Here is a 17705-nt window from a genome sequence, read left to right on the forward strand (position 1 = left end):
CCCATGGGAATCAGCCAATACATCAAGGAAATCGGCCGCGGCGCGCGAGGCGCCAAGCCGCTCACGCGCGAACAGGCCACCGACCTGTTCAGCCAGGTGCTGGACGGCACCGTCACCGACCTGGAGATCGGCGGCTTCTGCCTCGCGATGCGCATCAAGGGCGAGACGCCCGAAGAGATGGCCGGTTTTCTCGACGCCACGCATGCGCGGCTGCAGCACATTCCCACCGGCGACCACCCGCTCATCGTGCTGCCCAGCTACAACGGCGCACGCAAGCTCCCGGTGCTCACCCCGCTGCTGGCGTTGCTGCTGGCCCGCGAAGGCCTGCCGGTGCTGGTGCACGGCAGCGCCACCGAGACGGCACGCGTGCTCGCCTCGAACGTGCTCGCCGCACTCGACGTGCCGCCCATGGCCGCCATCGGTCCCGTCGCCAGCGGCACCGTGGGCTTCGCCGCGACCGAGCTGCTGAACCCCGCGCTCAAGCGCCTGCTCGACGTGCGCCGCGTCGTCGGCCTTCGCAACCCCGGCCACAGCGTGGTCAAGCTGATGCAGCCAACCGCCGGCCCGGCCGTGGTGGTCGCCAGCTACACGCACCCCGAATACGCCCGCGTCATGGCCGAGACCTTCGAGCTGATGGGCACCACCGCCCTGCTCTCGCGCGGCCTCGAAGGCGAAGTGGTCTCCGACCCGCGCCGCACCGCGCAGATCGACGGCTTCGTGCGCGGCGTGCGCACTGAACTGCAGGCGCAGGCCAGCGGCACCGCGGCCGAAGTGCCCGGTCTGCCCAAGGAAATCGACGTCGCCACCACGGCCGACTACACGCGACGCGTATTGAACGGCGAGCTTCCCGTGCCCGAAGCCATCGCCGCACAGGTCGGGCACATCAAGCAACTGGCATCCCACGCATGAACAACCCATCCACCCTCATCACCGGCCGCTGCACGCTGGTGGGCGCCGGCCCCGGCGACCCGGAACTGCTGACCATCAAGGCCGTCAAGGCGATCCAGGCCGCCACGGTGCTGCTGGTCGACGACCTCGTGAGCGACGAAGTCCTGGCCTATGCCCGCCCCGGCGCACGCATCGTGCACGTGGGCAAGCGCGGCGGCTGCAAGAGCACGCCGCAGGCCTTCATCGAGCGGCTGATGATCACCGCGGTGCGCGAAGGCGACACCGTGGTGCGCCTGAAAGGCGGCGATCCGTTCATCTTCGGCCGCGGCGGCGAAGAGGTGGAGCACCTGCGCGAAGCCGGCATCGAATGCGCGGTGGTCAACGGCATCACCGCGGGCCTCGCGGCGGTGACCTCGTTGGGCGTGCCGCTCACCCACCGCGACCATGCGCAAGGCGTGGTGTTCGTCACCGGCCACGCGAAGACCGGCGCGGGCGCGCAGGAAGACCCGACCGACTGGCGCGCGCTCGCCGCGATGGCGCACAACGCGCGCCTCACGCTGGTGATCTACATGGGCGTGTCGGGTGCAGCGCGCATCGAGCGCGAGCTGCTGCAAGGCCTGCCCGGCGACACGCCGGTCGCCGTGGTGCAGCACGCGAGCCTGCCGCACCAGCGCCACATCGCGACCACGCTCGACGGACTGCAGGCCCGCATCGCCGAAGCCGGGCTCGCGAGCCCCGCGGTGATCGTGGTGGGCGATGTGCTGCGCGGGTTGGCCGCGGCTGCGCTGCCGGTGGACGCAGACCGCTTCGGCACCTAACCCTCAGAAACTCCCGACGAGCCCGGGCCGCGCGCGGAAAGCGGTGGCCTCCGGCACAGGACTCCCACGCAGCAGCACCGGCGTCCGGCTTCCGAGGCTCGCAACGAGCGCGATCCAGGCGATGGCCAGTTCGCCGTTGGCCGCGGCCATGCGCTGCTGGTCGAGCATCAGGCCCTGGAAGTCTTCCAGCATCCGGACTTCCGACATTTCCCCGCGGCTCATCTGCGCCTTCGAGCGCTCGAATTCGTCTTTCGCCTCGTGCGTCCGCCGGGTCGCGTCGGCCGCCATGTGGTTCGAAGCCTGCAGCCTGCGCAAGGCCTCGGCGACCTCCGCGCGGCCTTGCGCGACGACCTGCGGAAAGAGCGGCGCGCCGGGCAAGTCCGCATCGGCAGGCGGATCGTTCTCGCCGGCATCTTCGGTGGCATCGATGGTGCCGGCGAGCAAGGCACGCGGCTCGATGCCGTAGAGCGACGCCGCCAGCTGGATGTCGTCGCGGTTCGCGAGCAGCGCCGTGGGCACGGCTTGCGGCAGCGAGGCCGCGAAGCGGGGCAGCCTGCGCTGCGCGACCTCGTCGGCGATCGCCTGGTTCAACGCTTCTTCCGACAGGCCGCAGCGCGCCACGAGAAACGCCAAGTTCGTTTGGCGCTGCGCCTCGACCTTCTTCACCGCTGCCGCCGCGCCGGCTTCGCGGCGCTTCAGCTCCCTGGCGAAGTCGTCGTGCAGCGCCGGGCTGGCCGCGACGAGTTGCGACTGCCGGCGCACCGCGGTGAGCGCGCTCTCGATGTAGGTCAGCTGCAGCGTCTGCACGACCAGCGCGACGTAGGCGGCCGAGATGCCGATCTCTGCAGCAGGCGCATCGAGATCGCTGCTGGCAGTCGCGCCGCGGCCCGCGTCGACGATCAACGCGTTCAGCGTCTCGCTGCCGAAGGCCGACCACCACGGGCGCGCGCCGCTGCGCAATGCAGGTGCCGCCTCGGGCATCGCCTCGTGCCGCGCCATCGCGTGGCTCGCGCTCACGCCCGAGCCGGCGCAGGCGATGCCCAGCGCACCGACAAGCATCGCCACCATCGATCGACTCACCATCATTCGCTCGCTCCACGGGAATCCGAAAGCCGCGATGGTTCCCTGCAAATTCGGAGAAATCGGAGAGGCCGCAACAAGCCGCCGTTGCGCGCCATTGCATCCGTGCAACACAAGTTGCGATCCGTCGCGCTTCGGCAAGATTCCTCCCACATTGGGCGAAACCATCCATCCGTCACAGGCAGGGCGCGCGTGTCGTTCGCGCCTCGCCCCACACGGAGAGAACCCATGAAGACTTGCCCGCGCTCGCCGAGCGTCCTGCGAACGCGACTGCGACCGAAACGATGGATCGGCGCTGCGGTTCTTCTTTCGCTCGCCGCGATGGCCGCGCATGCGCAGAACGCCGTCGAAGCCGTCACGAGCACCGCGAGGGGCGACACGGAGCTGGTGCGCATCGACTTCAAGGAGCCGCTCGCCGCGCTGCCCACCGGCTTCGTCGTGCAGGAGCCGGCACGCATCGCGCTGGACTTTCCGGGCGTGACCAACGCCGTCGGGCGCTCGGCCATCGAATTCAACATCGGCAACCTGCGCACCGCCAACGTCGTGCAGGCCGGCGAGCGCTCGCGCGTGGTGCTGAACCTGCAGCGCGCGGCGACCTACCAGGCGGAGATCCAGGGGCGGTCGCTGCTGGTCTCGCTGCAGTCCGGCACGGGCCAGCAGCCGAAGACACCGGCCAACGCGGCGTTCGCCGAAGGCAGGGAGCGCCAGGTGACGCCGCTGCAGGACATCGATTTCCGCCGCGGCGGCGATGGCGCCGGCCGCGTGCTCATTTCCATGGGCAACAGCCAGCTCGGCGTGGACGTGCGGCGCCAGGGCGCGACGCTGGTGGCCGAGTTCATGCGGGCGTCGCTTCCCGAGGGGCTGCGGCGGCGCCTGGACGTGACCGACTTCGGCACGGCGGTCGACACGGTGAGCGCGCAGCAGCTCGGGGACCGGGTGCGCCTGTCGATCACCGCGCACGGCGACTGGGAGCAGAGCGCCTACCAGACCGACGACCAGTTCGTCATCGAGGTGCGCGCGCGCAAGACCGATCCGGCCAGGCTCACGCAGGGCACCGGCTACACCGGAGAGAAGCTCACGCTCAATTTCCAGAACGTCGACGTGCGCGCGCTGCTGCAGGTGATCGCGGACTTCACCGGCTTCAACGTGGTGACCTCCGACTCGGTCTCCGGCGCCCTCACGCTGCGGCTCAAGGAGGTGCCGTGGGACCAGGCGCTCGAAGTCATCCTGCAGGCGAAGAACCTGGGGCTGCGAAAGAACGGCAGCGTCCTCTGGATTGCGCCGAAGGACGAGATCAACGCCAAGGAAAAGGTCGAGCTGGAGGCGCAGGCCACGGTAGAGAACCTGGTGGCGCTGCGCACGCAGTCGTTCCAGCTCAACTATGCCAAGGCGGCGACGGTGGTGCAGAGCCTGACGGGCACGGGCGCCAACTCGGGCGGTGGCGGCAGCGGCGGCGCCACGGCCACGCGCCTCTTGAGCACGCGCGGCAGCGCGATCGCGGAGGTGCGCACGAACCAGCTCTTCGTCACCGACACGCCCGCCCGCCTGGCCGAGGTGACGGAGCTCATCCGCAAGCTGGACGTGCCGGTGCGGCAGGTGCTGATCGAGGCGCGCATCGTGGAGGCCTCGGACACCTTCGGCAAGTCGCTCGGCGTGAAGCTGGGCGGCGGGGCCACGGGCAAGAACGCCTCCTTCGGCAGCAGCCCGACGGGCACCGACAACGCCTTCACCTCGTTCACCAACAGCAACTTCGTGAACCTGCCGGCCGGCGACGCGGGCGGCACCGGCAACAGCGCGGGGGCCTTCTCGCTGTCGCTCTTCAACTCGAGCTTCACGCGCATGCTGAACCTGGAAATCTCGGCGCTGGAGGCCGAGGGCAAGGGCCGGCTGGTGTCGAGCCCGCGGGTGGTGACGGCGGACCAGACCAAGGCGCTGATCGAACAGGGCGAAGAGATTCCGTACCAGCAGGCCACATCGAGCGGCGCGACCTCCATCTCGTTCCGCAAGGCGGTGCTCAAGCTCGAAGTGACGCCGCAGATCACGCCCGAGGGCAACATCATCCTCACGCTCGACGTGAGCAAGGACGCGCGCGGCGTCAACACCTCGGCCGGCCCGGCCATCAACACCAAGCATGTGCAGACCGAGGTGCTGATCGACAACGGCGGCACCGTGGTGATCGGTGGCATCTTCGAACTGACCGAGACCAACGACGAATCGCGCGTGCCGGTGCTGGGCGAAGTGCCCTACCTGGGTGCGTTGTTTCGCAAACGCGAGCGAGCGCTCAACAAGACCGAAATGCTGGTGTTCATCACGCCGAAGATGATCGGGCGCACCAACGCGGCGCCCTGACAGCCGCCCCGTTCCGGGGCCCATGTGGCATGGAGCGTGCTTAGACCGTGCATGCCCGTCTCCCGCACGTTTTCCGCCCGGCAATGAACGCCACCGCCCCGCTTCCGCCCGCCGCGGTCGAGATCGTCGCGCTCAGCAAGCGCTACGCCCCCGGTACGCCGGCCGCCGTCGATGCCATCGACCTGCGCATCGCCAGCGGCAGCTACTGCTGCCTGCTGGGCCCCTCGGGCTGCGGCAAGAGCACCACGCTGCGCATGATTGCGGGGCACGAATCGGTCACCAGCGGCGACATCCTCCTGGACAACCGCAACATCACCAACCTGCCCGCGGCCGCGCGCGGCACGGCGATGATGTTCCAGAGCTTCGCGCTGTTCCCGCACCTCTCGGCCACCGACAACGTGGCCTTCAGCCTCAAGATGAAAGGCGTCGGCAAGGCCGAGCGCCAGAAGCGTGCGCGCGACCTGCTGGCGCGCGTCGCCATGGGCCACCTGGCCGAGCGCAAGCCCGGCGAACTCTCCGGCGGGCAGCAGCAGCGCGTGGCGCTGGCGCGCGCGCTCATCACCGAGCCGCGGGTGCTGCTGCTGGACGAACCGCTGTCGGCGCTCGATCCGTTCCTGCGCATCCAGATGCGCGCCGAGCTGCGGCGCTGGCAGAAGGAACTGGGCCTGACCTTCGTGCACGTGACGCACTCGCAGGAAGAAGCCATGGCGCTGGCCGACACGATGGTCGTCATGAACCACGGCGTGATCGAGCAGGTCGGCTCGCCGCACGAGATCTACAACCACCCCGTCAACGAATTCGTGGCGCGCTTCATGGGCGGCCACAACGTGATCGACACGCCCGCCGGACCGATCGCGGTGCGCAACGACCACATGCGGATCGCGCCGGGCCCCGACGCCAACGGCCTTGCCGCCGCGGTCACCGACGTCGAGTACCAGGGCACCTACGTGCTGCTCGGCCTGGCGCTGGAAGCCGCCGCGCCGGAGCGCCGGAACGTGTCGGTGCTGCTGGGCGAAGCCGCCTTTCTTGCGAGCCCCTATGCGCAGGGCGAGGCGGTTCGCCTGTCGTGGGCCGAGGCCGATGCGCGCGCGCTCGCCGTGGCCCCGTGACCCCTTCCTTTCTTTTTCCTTTCGTTCGCCACTTCTTCTTTCTACGGAGACCCTTGCCATGACCGAACCCATCGACTCGTCCACCGGCGTCAAGCGCCGCACCCTGCTGCAGGGCACCGCCGGCATCCTGGCCACGGGCATCGCGCCCTTCGTGCATGCACAGGAAAAGGTCGTGCTGCGCTACCTGGGCACCGCGGTGAACCAGGACAAGGCCATCGCCGAGAAGTTCAAGGCCGACACCGGCATCGAGATCCAGTACGTGGCCGTGACCACCGACGACGTGACCAAGCGCGCCGTGACCGCACCCAACAGCTTCGACCTGATCGACACCGAGTTCTTCTCGCTCAAGAAGATCGTGCCGACCGGCAACCTGAAAGGCATCGACACCAAGCGCGTGAAGAACGCCGGCAAGATCACCTCGCTCTTCACCAAGGGCGAAGTGGCCGGCAAGAAGGTCGGCGACCAGGGCACGGCGCCCGTGAAGGTGATCTATCTCGAGGGCGAGAAGAGCAAGGCCTTCGCCAAGTCGGCCACGCAGTTCATGTCGCTGATTCCGACCACCTACAACGCCGACACGCTGGGCATTCGCCCCGACCTCATCAAGCGCCCGATCGGCTCGTGGGCCGAGTTGCTGAACCCCGAGTTCAAGGGCAAGGCCGCCATCTTGAACATTCCCTCGATCGGCATCATGGACGCCGCGATGGTGGTTGAAGCCAAGGGCATCCACAAGTACGCCGACAAGGGCAACATGACCAAGGCGGAGATCGACCTCACGATCAAAACGCTGATCGAAGCCAAGAAGGCCGGCCAGTTCCGCGCGCTGTGGAAGGACTTCAACGAGTCGGTCAACCTCATGGCGTCGGGCGAGGTGGTGATCCAGTCGATGTGGTCGCCTGCCGTCACGGCCGTGCGCGGCAAGGGCATCGACTGCACCTTCCAGCCGCTCAAGGAAGGCTATCGCGCCTGGGCCTCGGGCTTCGGCCTGCCGGCCACGCTCTCGGGCAAGAAGCTCGACGGCGCCTACGAGTTCATCAACTGGTTCCTCGACGGCTGGGCCGGCGCGTACCTCAACCGCCAGGGCTACTACAGCGCCGTGCTGGACACCGCCAAGACCAAGATGGAAGCCTACGAGTGGGCCTACTGGATGGAAGGCAAGCCCGCCGCGCAGGACATCAAGAGTCCCCAGGGCGACGTGATCGCCAAGGCCGGCGCGGTGCGCGACGGCGGCAGCTACGAGCAGCGCATGGGCGGCATCGCGTGCTGGAACGCGGTGATGGACGAGAACGAATACATGGTCCGCAAGTGGAACGAGTTCGTCGCCGCCTGACCGCCTCGCCGATCCTGTGAGCGCTCCCGCCACCCGCGCCTCCGCCGCCGCCGACCCGCTCCACACCGTGAAGGCGTGGTGGCAGGCGGCGCCGTTCGCGCTGGTGTTCTTGTTGTTCTTTTTGATTCCGCTGGCGCTGGTCGCGATGGTCAGCCTGTGGAATTTCAACGAGTACGAGCTGATCCCCGCGATCACGCTGCGCAACTACCTGAGCCTGTTCGAGGGCTGCTCGCACCTCACCGACAACGGCGACCTGTGCGTCACGCTCAACACGTACCTGAGCACCTTCAAGTTCTGCGTGCTGGTGTGGGGCATCACGCTGCTGGTCGGCTTCTCGGTCGCGTACTTCCTCGCGTTCCATGTGCGCTCCTCGACCATGCAGACGGTGCTGTTCGTGCTGTGCACCGTGCCCTTCTGGACATCGAACGTGATCCGCATGATCTCGTGGGTGCCGCTCCTGGGGCGCAACGGCCTGGTCAACCAGGCGCTGATGGGTGCAGGCCTCGTGAACCAGCCGGTCGAGTGGCTGCTGTTCTCCGATTTCTCGGTGGTGCTGGCCTTCGTGCACCTCTACACGATGTTCATGATCGTGCCGATCTTCAACAGCATGATGCGCATCGACCGTTCGCTGCTCGAAGCGGCGAACGACGCGGGCGCCTCGGGTTGGCAGACGCTCTGGAACGTGGTGGTGCCGCTGTCGCGCACCGGCATCCTGATCGGCTCGATCTTCGTCATCACCATCGTGATGGGCGACTTCGTGACCATCGGCGTGATGGGCGGGCAGCAGATCGCCTCGATCGGCAAGATCATCCAGGTGCAGACCTCGTACCTGCAGTTTCCGCTGGCTGCGGCCAACGCGATGATCCTGCTGGCGGTGGTGCTGATGATCATCTGGGGATTGACCCGGCTGGTCGACATTCGCAAGGAACTCTAGAAATGACGCCCCCACGCTCATCGCTTCGCGTATCGCTGCCCCCCAAGGGGGTGCGTCAGTGCCTTCGGGCGGCCGGGCGGCACTGACATGCAGACGCCCATCAGCGCGCAGCGCGCCCCCGGCTTCTGGCCCCTGGCCATCGTGTTCGCCTTGTTCGTGCTGTTCCTCTACGGCCCGATGATCACGATCTTCGTGCTGAGCTTCCAGGGCCCCGAGGGCGGCCTGACCTTTCCGCTGCGCGGCGTCTCGCTGCACTGGTTCTACAAGCTGGCCGAGGGCCTCGGCACGGTCGACATCGGCGCGGCCTTCAGGCGCTCGCTGGCGTTGGGCGCGGTGGTGATGGCCTTCACCGTGGCGCTGTCGGTGCTGGCCGGGCTCGCGTTCCGCAAGAAGCTCAAGGGCGGCAACGCGCTCTTCTTCGTGACGGTGGCGAGCCTGATCATGCCGTCGATCATCATTTCGCTGGGCATCGGCCTGCAGTTCCGGCTGCTCGATACCGGGATCAAGAGCATGCTCACAGCAATGGACGCGACCACGCTGCTCGAAGGCTACGGCACCGCGCTCGGCCTCTTCAGCTCCGCCCTCGGCGCCCACCTGACGTGGACCCTGCCCTTCGGCCTGCTCATCATGTTCGCGGTGTTCAACCGCTTCAACCCGGCGTACGAAGAAGCGGCGCGCGACCTCGGCGCCACGCCCTGGCAGACCTTCCGCTTCGTGGTGCTGCCGCTGATCGGCCCCTCGGTCGTGGGCATCGGCATGTTCGGCTTCACGCTCTCGTGGGACGAGATCGCCCGCACCTCGCAGGCCATCGGCGACGTCAACACGCTGCCGCTCGAGCTGCAGGGGCTGACCTCGACGGTCACCACGCCCTCGATCTATGCCCTGGGGACGGTGACCACCGTCGTCTCGCTGCTGGTCATGGCGGTGGCGCTCGGTGCGGCCTCGCTGCTGCGCCGACGTGCCGTTCGGCCTATGTGAGCGTTTTCTTACAGCCGCCTAAAATCGCGCTCCAACAAAAACGCAAGCGAGAGAGAGGCGGACATGCTCGACAAACTGAACGACTTCACGGCGAGCCACGGCGAACTGCAGCGTGGCCGCGGCCTCGTCACGGGAACCATTGCCCTCAGCCTGGCCATCCTGTGCTTCCTCGGCGTGCTGGCCTTCCATTTTCCGCAGTACCTCACCACGCCCGAGCTGCGCAAGAGCTACAACGTCGACCTGATGCGCTACATCCTGCTCGCGGCGCTGGTCATCTCGGGCGGGCTCTCGCTGGTCAACATCATCTTCAACCGCTCGCGCTGGCTCTCGTCGGCCGCGTTTCTTCTGGTGGCGGCCTCGGCGCTGCTCGGCGGGCACAAGGTGCCGGTGCATGACTTCGCGGACAACACGCCGTACATCGGCCTGGACTGGTTCATCCTCGACCTCTTGGGCTCGTCGCTGATCTTCATCTTCATCGAGAAGCTGTTCGCGCTGCGCAAAGACCAGCCGGTGTTCCGCGAAGAGTGGCAGACCGACTTCCACCACTTCGTGGTGAACCACATGATCGTGGGCTTCGTGCTGCTGGCCACCAACCTGATGGTGCACAAGCTCTTCGGCTGGGCTGCCAACGACGGCATCCGCGGCTGGGTGGGCAACCTGCCGTTCTGGGCCGGCATTCTGCTCATCATTCTTGTGGCGGACCTCGTGCAGTACTGGACGCACCGCGCCTACCACGAGGTGCCGGTGCTCTGGCGCCTGCACGCGGTGCACCACAGCGTCAAAAGCATGGACTGGATGGCCGGCTCGCGCCAGCACATCCTGGAGCTCTTGATCACGCGCACGCTGGTGCTCGCGCCGATCTACGTGCTGGGCTTCAGCAAGGAAGTGATCGACGCCTACATCGTGGTGGTGGGCTTCCAGGCGGTGTTCAACCACTGCAACGTGAGCGTGCGGCTCGGGCCGCTGCGCTACCTCATCGTCACGCCCAACTTCCACCACTGGCACCACAGCCAGGACATCGAGGCGCTCGACAAGAACTACGCGGCGCACTATGCCTTTCTCGACTACATCTTCGGCACCGCGGTGAAGAGCACCAAGCTCTGGCCCGAAAAATACGGCGTGCTGGGCGACTACGTGCCCAACGGCTTCTTCAAGCAGTTGAAGTTCCCGTTCGTCTGGAAAGGATGATGCGCGCCGCTCTTCGCGCCGCCGCGCTCGTGGCCGCGGCGGGTGCCGCGCTGCTGCTCTCGGCCTGCGCCACCCGGGTCGACCTGCCCTCCAAGGATTCGGGCCTGCGCCTTCGGGTACAGAGCTCGGTCATCGCGCCGGGCAACGGCGGCGAACTCATCACGGCCAGCGCGCTGGAGCCCGGCGACATCCTGCTGAGCTCGATCGCCACGGTCAATTCCTTCGGCATCCGGCTGGGCACTTTCTCGCCGGTGAGCCATGCACTGCTGTACCTGGGCGACGGGCTGATCGCCGAAGCCGTGGGCACCGGCGTGCGCGCGCGGCCGCTGGCCGACGTGGTGGCCGAGGAACAGATGGTGGTCGCCTTTCGCGTGCCGGGCCTGGACGACGCGGGGGTCGCGAAGCTGCGCACCTGGGCCAATTCGCAGGTCGGCACGCGCTACAACACCACCGGCGTGTTGCTGAACGCGCCCTTCGTGCTGAACCGGCGCCTCTGCGAGCTGCCGCTGATTCCTTCGTCGGTGAGCAACTTCTGCATCAGCGGCATGGCCATGGTGCAGTTGGGCGCAAGCCGCGACGACCAGTTCTTCTGCTCGCAGTTCGTGCTGGAGGCCTACCGCCAGGCGGGCCTGCCGATCACCGTGGCCGATCCGCGCTGGGTGAGCCCTGCCGACCTCCTGCACATGCGCGAGGGCGACGTGCCCTCCATTGCCGCGACGCAGCCGCTGCGCTACATCGGGCACCTGAAGTACAACGCGCCGCCGATCCTGGCGGCCGATGGGCCTTGACCGTCTTGAGCACGCCTTTCCAGTTCGATGTCGTCGTGGTCGGCGCCGGTGCGGCCGGGCTGTTCTGTGCCGGGGTGGCGGGCCAGCGCGGGCTCAAGGTGCTCTTGGTCGACCACAGCGAAAAGGTCGGCGAGAAGATCCGCATCTCGGGCGGCGGGCGGGCCAACTTCACCAACCGCGACCTCGACGTGCGCGCGCCGCAGCGCCACTTCATCGGAGACAACCCGAATTTCTGCCGCTCGGCCTTGTCGCGCTATGCGCCGCAGCAATTCATCGACCTGGTGCAGAAACACGGCATCGCCTTTCACGAGAAGCACAAGGGGCAGCTCTTTTGCGACGGTTCCTCGCAGCAGATCGTGGACATGCTGCTGGCGGAATGCGCGGCCGGCGGGGTGACGCGGTGGCAGCCGTGCAAACTGGGGGACATTGCTTTTTCTCCAGCAACCGCTGATGCAGCGGGCGTTGGAAGCTATCGAATTGATAGCGATCGCGGCGTCATCGAGACACCGAAGCTGGTGATTGCGACCGGCGGCCTGTCGATCCCCCAGATTGGCGCCAGCGACTTCGGCTATCGCATCGCCGAGCAGTTCGGCCTGCGCGTGGTCACGCCCCGCCCGGCCCTCGTGCCGCTGACTTTCGGCGGTGAAGCCTGGGCGCCATATGCCGAACTGGCCGGGCTCGCGCTGCCGGTGCGGATCGAAACCGGGGCCAAGAAGGAAAAGATGGCTTTTCTCGAAGATCTGCTGTTCACCCACCGGGGGCTTTCCGGTCCGGCGGTGCTGCAGATTTCGAGCTACTGGAAGCCCGGCGCCCCGCTCACCATCGATTTCGCGCCCGGCACGGACGTGGCCGAGGCGCTGGGCGAAGCCAAGCTGCGCTCGAAGAAGCGCATCGCCAACGAACTGGCCACGCTGGTGCCCTCCCGGCTGGCGGACGCCTGGGTCGGGCAGGATCCGGCGCTGCAGCGGCCCGTCAACGAAGCGGCCGACAAGGCGCTGGCGGCGCTGTCCGAGCGCATCGCCCGCTGGCAGATCACCCCGAGCGGCACCGAGGGCTACAAGAAGGCCGAGGTCACCGCGGGAGGCGTCGACACCCGCGATCTGTCCTCCCAGACCATGGAATCGAAGCAGCCGGGGCTTTATTTCATCGGCGAAGTGGTCGATGTGACGGGTTGGTTGGGCGGATACAACTTCCAATGGGCCTGGGCGAGTGCCCATGCCTGCGCAACCGCGCTATAATCGCGGGCTAACTTTTGGCCTTCCCTCAACGGCCGCAAAAAGATTTCAGTTGAGGAACCCCGGCTTGGGGCCTCGATCTCCCCAGGCCAAATTCAATTCAACGATTCATCAATGACCACCATCCGCGTTAAAGAAAACGAGCCCTTCGACGTCGCTCTGCGTCGCTTCAAGCGCACCATCGAAAAGCTCGGCCTGCTGACCGACCTGCGCGCCCGCGAGTTCTACGAAAAGCCGACCGCCGAGCGCAAGCGCAAGAAGGCAGCCGCCGTCAAGCGCCACTACAAGCGCGTGCGCAGCATGCAGCTCCCCAAGAAGCTGTACTAAGCAACACCTGCGGGCAGCCGGCCCTCGACGAAAGTCTCGCCAGCGCCCCGTTGCACCAGCCGCGCCAGGGAAACCTGCCGCGGCTTTTGTTTTTTCCGAAAGGCTGACATGACACTCAAAGAACAAATCACCGAAGACATGAAGACGGCGATGCGCGCCAAGGACTCCGAGCGCCTGGGCACCATCCGCCTCTTGCTCGCTGCATTGAAGCAGAAGGAAGTCGACGAGCGCGTGGAGCTGGACGACGCCATGGTCGTGTCCATCGTCGACAAAATGGTCAAGCAGCGCAAGGACTCCATCGCCGCGTTCACCACCGGCGGCCGCGCCGACCTCGCCGACAAGGAAGCCGCCGAGATCAAGGTGCTCGAGGTCTACCTGCCCCAGCGCATGAGCGCCGAGGAAACCACCGCCGCCGTGAAAGCCATCGTGGCCGAACTGGGCGCCAGCGGCCCCGGCGACATGGGCAAGGTGATGGGCGTGGTCAAGACCCGCCTGGCCGGCAAGGCCGACATGGGCCAGGTCAGCGCAGCGGTCAAGGCCGCACTGACGGGCGCCTGATGAGCGACAGCAGCGCCAGCCCCTCCGACCCGATCCTCAAGGCCTGCGCCTGCCTGGTCGACGCACGGGGCCGGCTGCTGGTGTTCCGCCACCCCGGGGACGGCAACACGCAACTGCCCAAGGGCACCATCGAGCCCGGTGAATCGCCCGAGTTGGCGGTGCGGCGCGAACTGCTCGAGGAGTCGGGCATCGACTTCACGGGCGCGCTGCAGCCGCTCGGCACGCTGGACCGCGAATGCGAGGCCGGCGTCGAGGGCAACACGCACCGCCATCCGCAGCTGTGGCACCTGTTCCTGATGCGCGCCGACGGGCCGCTGCCCGAGACCTTCGAACACATGGCCACCGGCAGCCCCGAAGAAGAAGGCCTGGTGTTTTCCTTCCGCTGGCTCGACGCCGACGACGCCCTCGACGATTTCGCGCTGCCCTATCGCCAGACCATCGAGCGCGTGCGCGCCGCCCTGCTGCTGCCCGCCTCGACCGACGCCTGACGGTCAGGCGATGGCGCGCAGCGCCATGTAAGCCCCCAGCAGCGCCAGCCCGGCCAGGAAGCAGCGCTTGAACATCGCCACCGGCAGCTTCTGCCGCAGCCACGTCCCGATCACCATGCCGCCGATCGCCGGCACCAGCATCGCGACCGAACTGCCCACCGCCGCCATCGGATAACCCCCGTTGCCCGCGAGCCCAATGCCCAGCACCACGGTCGAGGTGGTGAACGAAATCCCCATCGCCTGGATCAGCGAATCGCGCTGGAAACCCAGCGCCTGCAGATAGGGCACGGCCGGCACCGCGAACACGCCGGTCACCGCCGTCACCAACCCCGTCGCAACACCCACCAGCGGCCCGAGCCACCACTCGTGCGCCTCGGGTGCATGCAGCTGTCGCCCCGTGAGCCCCCAGAGCGCATAGGCCACCAGCGCCATGCCGAGCGCCACCGACGCCCAGGCACCGCCCGGCGCGCCGAACCACAACGCCCCGCCCAGCGTCCCCACCACGACCCCCGCCTGCATGCCGCCGATGCGCCGCAGCACAGCCCCGAAGCTCGCACGCGGCCCGGTCTGCCAGATGTTGGTGACGAGCGACGGCACGATCAGCAGCGCGGCCGCCCGCACCGGCGGCATCCACAGCGCGAGCAGCGCCATCGACACGGTCGGCAGACCGAGCCCGATCACGCCCTTGATCACACCGGCCAGAAGAAATACGGCGGCCGCCGCGGCCCAGTGGCCCGCCGTCAGTTCGTTGGAAAAAATCGTCATTGCCGCCGAGTCTGCAGACCCGGCGCGCAACTGGAAATGCGGCATTCGCGCACCCAGCCTCAGGCACAGACTGAGGCTGGCGTGCTACCTTGCGGCCCACCATGCGATTCGATCTCACCGACCTCAAGCTCTTCATCCACGTCGTCGAGGCCGGCAGCCTCACGGCCGGCGCGGAGCGCTCGCACATGACGCTCGCCTCGGCCAGCCAGCGCGTGCGCGGCATGGAAGACGCGCTCGGCAGCCCGCTGCTCACCCGCCACGCGCAGGGCGTGCGTCCCACCGAGGCCGGCCGCACGCTGCTGCACCACGCACGCGTCGTGCTGCAACAGATGGAGCGGCTGCGCGGTGAGCTCGGCGAATACGGCCAGGGCCTGAAGGGCCACGTGCGCTTCATGTGCGGCACCTCGGCGCTGACCGAACACCTGCCCGAAGTGCTGAGCCGCTTTCTCGCGGAGCATCCGCGCATCTCGGTCGACCTCGAGGAGCGCCCGAGTCCCGACACCGTCGATGCGTTGCGCGCGGGCCTGTGCGACATCGGCATCGTCTCGGACGCCATCGACAGCGAGGGCCTCGAATGCCACCCCTTCCGCCGCGACGACCTCGTGCTCGTGATGCCGCGCAGCCATGCGCTGGCCACGCGCCGGCGTGTGCACCTGGCCGAGGTGGTCGACAACGAGTTCGTGGGCCTGCCCGCGGACACCGCGCTGCAGCAACTGCTGACCGGCCACGTCCGCGCCCTCGGCAAGCACCTGGCCTACCGCGTGCGCGTGCGCAACTTCGAGGCCGTGTGCCGCATGGTCGAGTACGGCATCGGCGTGGGCATCGTGCCGCAGACCGCGGCCGAGCGCTGCGCCCGTTCGATGAAGATCGCACGCGCCTCGCTCGCGGACACCTGGGCCGAGCGCACGCTGATGGCCTGCGTGCGCTCGTCGGAAGACCTGCCGATCAATGCCCGGCGCATGCTCGAGCACCTGATCGCGCCCGTGGAAGAAATCAGGAAGAAGTGACCGGCCGCCCCTGCCGCGCCCGCGCCGCGACGAAGGCATCGAAAGCCTCGCTGCTGGTCTTGCGCGGCACATAGCCGAAGCGCTCCTTCAGCGCCGTGTTGAGCAGCACCGGCCGATAGCGCAGAAAGTCGAGCTGCTCCGGGCCATAGCGGCTGACACCCAATGCCGAACCCACCGCGAGCGCCGTCTTGAGCACGCCAGCCGGCCAGTCGGTCGCCTGCTTGCCCAGGCGCGATGCGATCTCGTGGATGGTGAGCGCGCCATCGCCCGCGAGGTTGTAGCAACCGGCTGGCGCGCCGCCGAGCGCATGTGCGATGGCGCCCGTCACATCCTCGTCCCACACGAACACGAACGGACTCGCGCTGCCACGGATCGCGATGAGCCGCTTCTTCTCGAACAGCGCGGTGATCTGGTTGTCGACCCGCTCGCCGAGGATGGTGCCGATGCGCAGCACCGTCTGCGCGAGCGCAGGGTGCGCCGTGCGGTACTCCGCGAGCATCTCTTCCGCCTGCCGCTTGTGGTCGGCATACGCGAACACCGGGTTGCCGCGCAGCGGCTGCGACTCGGTGATCCACGCCGGGTTGTCCGCGTGATAGCCATAGGCCGCGCCGCTGGACGACACCACGATGTGCCGCACGCCCCGCGCCACGCAGGCTTCGAGCACGTTGCGCGTGCCGCCCACATCGACCGAATGCTCGAAGGCGCGATTCGAGTCCTTGCCCGGCGTGACGATGGAGGCCAGGTGCACGACCGTGTCGATGGCGTATTCAGCCAGCGTGTCGCCTATGCCCGCATCGCGCACATCCTGCTGGCGATAGACCACGCCCGGCAATTGCCGCTCCGCCGGCACCTCGCGCACGTCGAGGGCCACGAGAACTTCCAGCGATTTCCCCGCGAGCGCGGCCAGCACGCCGCGCCCCAGAAACCCATCGCCGCCCGTCACGAGCACGCGGCGCGCGCTCATGGCGTCGCGGGCTTGCGCCCCCACCAGCTTGCGAGCGCGAGACCCGCGATGATGTCCCAGAAGCCCCACACGCCAGCCACCACCGCCATGCCGCCGAGCCCGCCGAAGAAGCTGAAGATCAGCACCAGCCCGAGCCCCGCGTTGCGGATGCCCACCTCGATCGACACCGCGCGCCTGTCGTAGTCGCCCAGCCCCGAGAGCCGCGCGCACAGGTAGCCCGTGCCGAAGGCCAGCGCGTCGTGGATCACCACCGCCATCAGCACCAACCCCACGTAGTCGAGAAAGTAGCGCCAGTTGCCCGCGATCGCGCCGACGATGAATGCGATCAGCGCGAGAAAGCTCAGGATGCGCGCCGGCTTCTTGATGCGCGCCGTGAGCCCCGGCAGCTTGTGCGCGCAGGCCACGCCCAGCACGAACGGAATGCCGATGATCATCACGATGTGGCCCAGCATGTCGAGCGGGTCCAGCGCGATCGTCTTGAGCAGTGCCGAGGCCGTCGGATGCAACCCGCCCCAGAACGCGAAGTTCAGCGGCATGACCACAATGGAGAGCGCGTTCGAGATCGCCGTCATCGACACCGACAGCGCTACGTTGCCGCCCGCCCGGTGCGTGAGGATCTGCGAGATGTTCCCCGGCGGGCAGCACGCCACCAGGATCATGCCGAGCGCGATGCTCGGCCCCGGCTTCAGGATGAGCGTGAGCACGAAGGTCACGGCCGGCAGCACGATGAACTGCGCACCGATGCCCACCGCCATCGCGCCGGGCATGCGCGCCACGCGCTTGAAGTCGTCGATGCGCGTGTCCAGCGCAATGCCGAACATCAGGAAACCCAGCACCACGTTGAGCAGCACCAGCGAGGCCGGGTTGAAGTGCAGGCGGATTTCGTCGACGGGCAGCATGGG

At 67.7% G+C, this 17705-nt stretch carries 18 protein-coding genes; 14 read left to right on the top strand and 4 right to left on the bottom strand.

From position 1 onward, the window contains the following. Positions 1 to 3 precede the first annotated feature (3 nt). Positions 4 to 909 carry a DNA-binding protein YbiB gene (gene ybiB, locus J2W23_RS08740; RefSeq protein WP_307648416.1) on the top strand — a complete coding sequence of 302 codons (906 nt, stop codon included), beginning with the start codon at positions 4 to 6 and terminating at the stop codon, positions 907 to 909. Continuing rightward, a complete protein-coding gene (gene cobA / locus J2W23_RS08745; RefSeq protein WP_307648417.1) occupies positions 906 to 1706 on the top strand; it encodes a uroporphyrinogen-III C-methyltransferase in 801 nt (266 codons plus the stop codon). Before ybiB ends, cobA begins: the two co-directional genes overlap by 4 nt. A 3-nt stretch (positions 1707 to 1709) precedes the next feature. Here the strand turns inward: cobA and J2W23_RS08750 are convergent, their stop codons facing one another. After that, positions 1710 to 2792, bottom strand: a complete 1083-nt coding sequence (locus J2W23_RS08750; RefSeq protein ID WP_307648418.1) for a hypothetical protein — start codon at positions 2790 to 2792, stop codon at positions 1710 to 1712. Between the two features lie 222 nt (positions 2793 to 3014). On the opposite strand from J2W23_RS08750, the gene pilQ reads away from it, so the two are divergent. The 11 genes from pilQ (at position 3015) to J2W23_RS08805 (ending at position 14067) form a co-directional block, all read left to right on the top strand. Then, on the top strand, positions 3015 to 5135 hold the full coding sequence (gene pilQ, locus J2W23_RS08755) for a type IV pilus secretin family protein (RefSeq protein ID WP_307648419.1): 2121 nt from the start codon (positions 3015 to 3017) through the stop codon (positions 5133 to 5135). An 83-nt stretch (positions 5136 to 5218) separates the two neighbouring features. After that, entirely contained in the window at positions 5219 to 6244 is a 1026-nt protein-coding gene (locus J2W23_RS08760; RefSeq protein WP_307648420.1) for an ABC transporter ATP-binding protein, read from the top strand. A gap of 58 nt (positions 6245 to 6302) precedes the next feature. Beyond that, positions 6303 to 7571, top strand: a complete 1269-nt coding sequence (locus J2W23_RS08765; protein WP_176656409.1) for an ABC transporter substrate-binding protein — start codon at positions 6303 to 6305, stop codon at positions 7569 to 7571. 16 nt (positions 7572 to 7587) lie between these two features. Continuing rightward, positions 7588 to 8505: an ABC transporter permease gene (locus J2W23_RS08770; RefSeq protein ID WP_307648421.1), complete on the top strand. Its 918-nt coding sequence runs from the start codon at positions 7588 to 7590 to the stop codon at positions 8503 to 8505. 87 nt (positions 8506 to 8592) lie between these two features. Next, complete coding sequence (locus J2W23_RS08775) at positions 8593 to 9483, top strand: ABC transporter permease (RefSeq protein ID WP_307648422.1); 891 nt, start codon at positions 8593 to 8595, stop codon at positions 9481 to 9483. 63 nt (positions 9484 to 9546) lie between these two features. Then, positions 9547 to 10671, top strand: coding sequence for a sterol desaturase family protein (locus J2W23_RS08780; RefSeq protein WP_176656406.1), 1125 nt, complete (start codon positions 9547 to 9549; stop codon positions 10669 to 10671). After that, complete coding sequence (locus J2W23_RS08785; RefSeq protein WP_176656405.1) at positions 10668 to 11459, top strand: YaeF family permuted papain-like enzyme; 792 nt, start codon at positions 10668 to 10670, stop codon at positions 11457 to 11459. The genes J2W23_RS08780 and J2W23_RS08785 overlap by 4 nt, the downstream gene beginning before the upstream one ends. 5 nt (positions 11460 to 11464) lie before the next feature. Continuing rightward, entirely contained in the window at positions 11465 to 12697 is a 1233-nt protein-coding gene (locus J2W23_RS08790; RefSeq protein ID WP_307648424.1) for an NAD(P)/FAD-dependent oxidoreductase, read from the top strand. A gap of 111 nt (positions 12698 to 12808) precedes the next feature. Beyond that, positions 12809 to 13021 carry a 30S ribosomal protein S21 gene (rpsU, locus tag J2W23_RS08795; RefSeq protein WP_007833691.1) on the top strand — a complete coding sequence of 71 codons (213 nt, stop codon included), beginning with the start codon at positions 12809 to 12811 and terminating at the stop codon, positions 13019 to 13021. A 108-nt stretch (positions 13022 to 13129) separates the two neighbouring features. Continuing rightward, the gene (locus J2W23_RS08800) at positions 13130 to 13579 is read left to right on the top strand and encodes a GatB/YqeY domain-containing protein (protein ID WP_176656403.1); all 450 of its coding nucleotides are present in this window, start codon (positions 13130 to 13132) and stop codon (positions 13577 to 13579) included. Continuing rightward, complete coding sequence (locus J2W23_RS08805) at positions 13579 to 14067, top strand: NUDIX domain-containing protein (RefSeq protein ID WP_307648425.1); 489 nt, start codon at positions 13579 to 13581, stop codon at positions 14065 to 14067. Before J2W23_RS08800 ends, J2W23_RS08805 begins: the two co-directional genes overlap by 1 nt. A 3-nt stretch (positions 14068 to 14070) precedes the next feature. On the opposite strand, the gene J2W23_RS08810 is transcribed toward J2W23_RS08805, so the two are convergent. Beyond that, on the bottom strand, positions 14071 to 14832 hold the full coding sequence (locus J2W23_RS08810; protein WP_307648426.1) for a sulfite exporter TauE/SafE family protein: 762 nt from the start codon (positions 14830 to 14832) through the stop codon (positions 14071 to 14073). 101 nt (positions 14833 to 14933) lie between these two features. On the opposite strand from J2W23_RS08810, the gene J2W23_RS08815 reads away from it, so the two are divergent. Continuing rightward, a complete protein-coding gene (locus J2W23_RS08815) occupies positions 14934 to 15839 on the top strand; it encodes a LysR family transcriptional regulator (protein WP_307648427.1) in 906 nt (301 codons plus the stop codon). Here the strand turns inward: J2W23_RS08815 and J2W23_RS08820 are convergent. Together J2W23_RS08820 and J2W23_RS08825 are read right to left on the bottom strand one after the other, a co-directional pair. Next, positions 15826 to 16803 carry an SDR family oxidoreductase gene (locus J2W23_RS08820; protein WP_307648428.1) on the bottom strand — a complete coding sequence of 326 codons (978 nt, stop codon included), beginning with the start codon at positions 16801 to 16803 and terminating at the stop codon, positions 15826 to 15828. The genes J2W23_RS08815 and J2W23_RS08820 overlap by 14 nt on opposite strands. After that, the gene (locus tag J2W23_RS08825; protein WP_176656398.1) at positions 16800 to 17702 is read right to left on the bottom strand and encodes a bile acid:sodium symporter family protein; all 903 of its coding nucleotides are present in this window, start codon (positions 17700 to 17702) and stop codon (positions 16800 to 16802) included. Before J2W23_RS08825 ends, J2W23_RS08820 begins: the two co-directional genes overlap by 4 nt. Positions 17703 to 17705 lie beyond the last annotated feature (3 nt).

Source organism: Variovorax boronicumulans, assembly GCF_030812215.1.
Taxonomy (GTDB): Bacteria; Pseudomonadota; Gammaproteobacteria; order Burkholderiales; family Burkholderiaceae_C; genus Variovorax; species Variovorax boronicumulans_C.

What these genes read in the sequence shown, in the direction of transcription:
- J2W23_RS08775 (WP_307648422.1), top strand. Translation starts at nt 8,593, where the DNA reads ATGCAGACGCCCATCAGCGCGCAGCGCGCCCCCGGCTTCTGGCCCCTG.
- J2W23_RS08815 (WP_307648427.1), top strand. Translation starts at nt 14,934, where the DNA reads ATGCGATTCGATCTCACCGACCTCAAGCTCTTCATCCACGTCGTCGAG.
- J2W23_RS08750 (WP_307648418.1), bottom strand. Translation starts at nt 2,792, where the DNA reads ATGATGGTGAGTCGATCGATGGTGGCGATGCTTGTCGGTGCGCTGGGC.
- J2W23_RS08820 (WP_307648428.1), bottom strand. Translation starts at nt 16,803, where the DNA reads ATGAGCGCGCGCCGCGTGCTCGTGACGGGCGGCGATGGGTTTCTGGGG.
- J2W23_RS08760 (WP_307648420.1), top strand. Translation starts at nt 5,219, where the DNA reads ATGAACGCCACCGCCCCGCTTCCGCCCGCCGCGGTCGAGATCGTCGCG.
- J2W23_RS08825 (WP_176656398.1), bottom strand. Translation starts at nt 17,702, where the DNA reads ATGCTGCCCGTCGACGAAATCCGCCTGCACTTCAACCCGGCCTCGCTG.
- J2W23_RS08765 (WP_176656409.1), top strand. Translation starts at nt 6,303, where the DNA reads ATGACCGAACCCATCGACTCGTCCACCGGCGTCAAGCGCCGCACCCTG.
- cobA (WP_307648417.1), top strand. Translation starts at nt 906, where the DNA reads ATGAACAACCCATCCACCCTCATCACCGGCCGCTGCACGCTGGTGGGC.
- J2W23_RS08800 (WP_176656403.1), top strand. Translation starts at nt 13,130, where the DNA reads ATGACACTCAAAGAACAAATCACCGAAGACATGAAGACGGCGATGCGC.
- pilQ (WP_307648419.1), top strand. Translation starts at nt 3,015, where the DNA reads ATGAAGACTTGCCCGCGCTCGCCGAGCGTCCTGCGAACGCGACTGCGA.
- J2W23_RS08785 (WP_176656405.1), top strand. Translation starts at nt 10,668, where the DNA reads ATGATGCGCGCCGCTCTTCGCGCCGCCGCGCTCGTGGCCGCGGCGGGT.
- ybiB (WP_307648416.1), top strand. Translation starts at nt 4, where the DNA reads ATGGGAATCAGCCAATACATCAAGGAAATCGGCCGCGGCGCGCGAGGC.
- J2W23_RS08780 (WP_176656406.1), top strand. Translation starts at nt 9,547, where the DNA reads ATGCTCGACAAACTGAACGACTTCACGGCGAGCCACGGCGAACTGCAG.
- J2W23_RS08805 (WP_307648425.1), top strand. Translation starts at nt 13,579, where the DNA reads ATGAGCGACAGCAGCGCCAGCCCCTCCGACCCGATCCTCAAGGCCTGC.
- J2W23_RS08810 (WP_307648426.1), bottom strand. Translation starts at nt 14,832, where the DNA reads ATGACGATTTTTTCCAACGAACTGACGGCGGGCCACTGGGCCGCGGCG.
- rpsU (WP_007833691.1), top strand. Translation starts at nt 12,809, where the DNA reads ATGACCACCATCCGCGTTAAAGAAAACGAGCCCTTCGACGTCGCTCTG.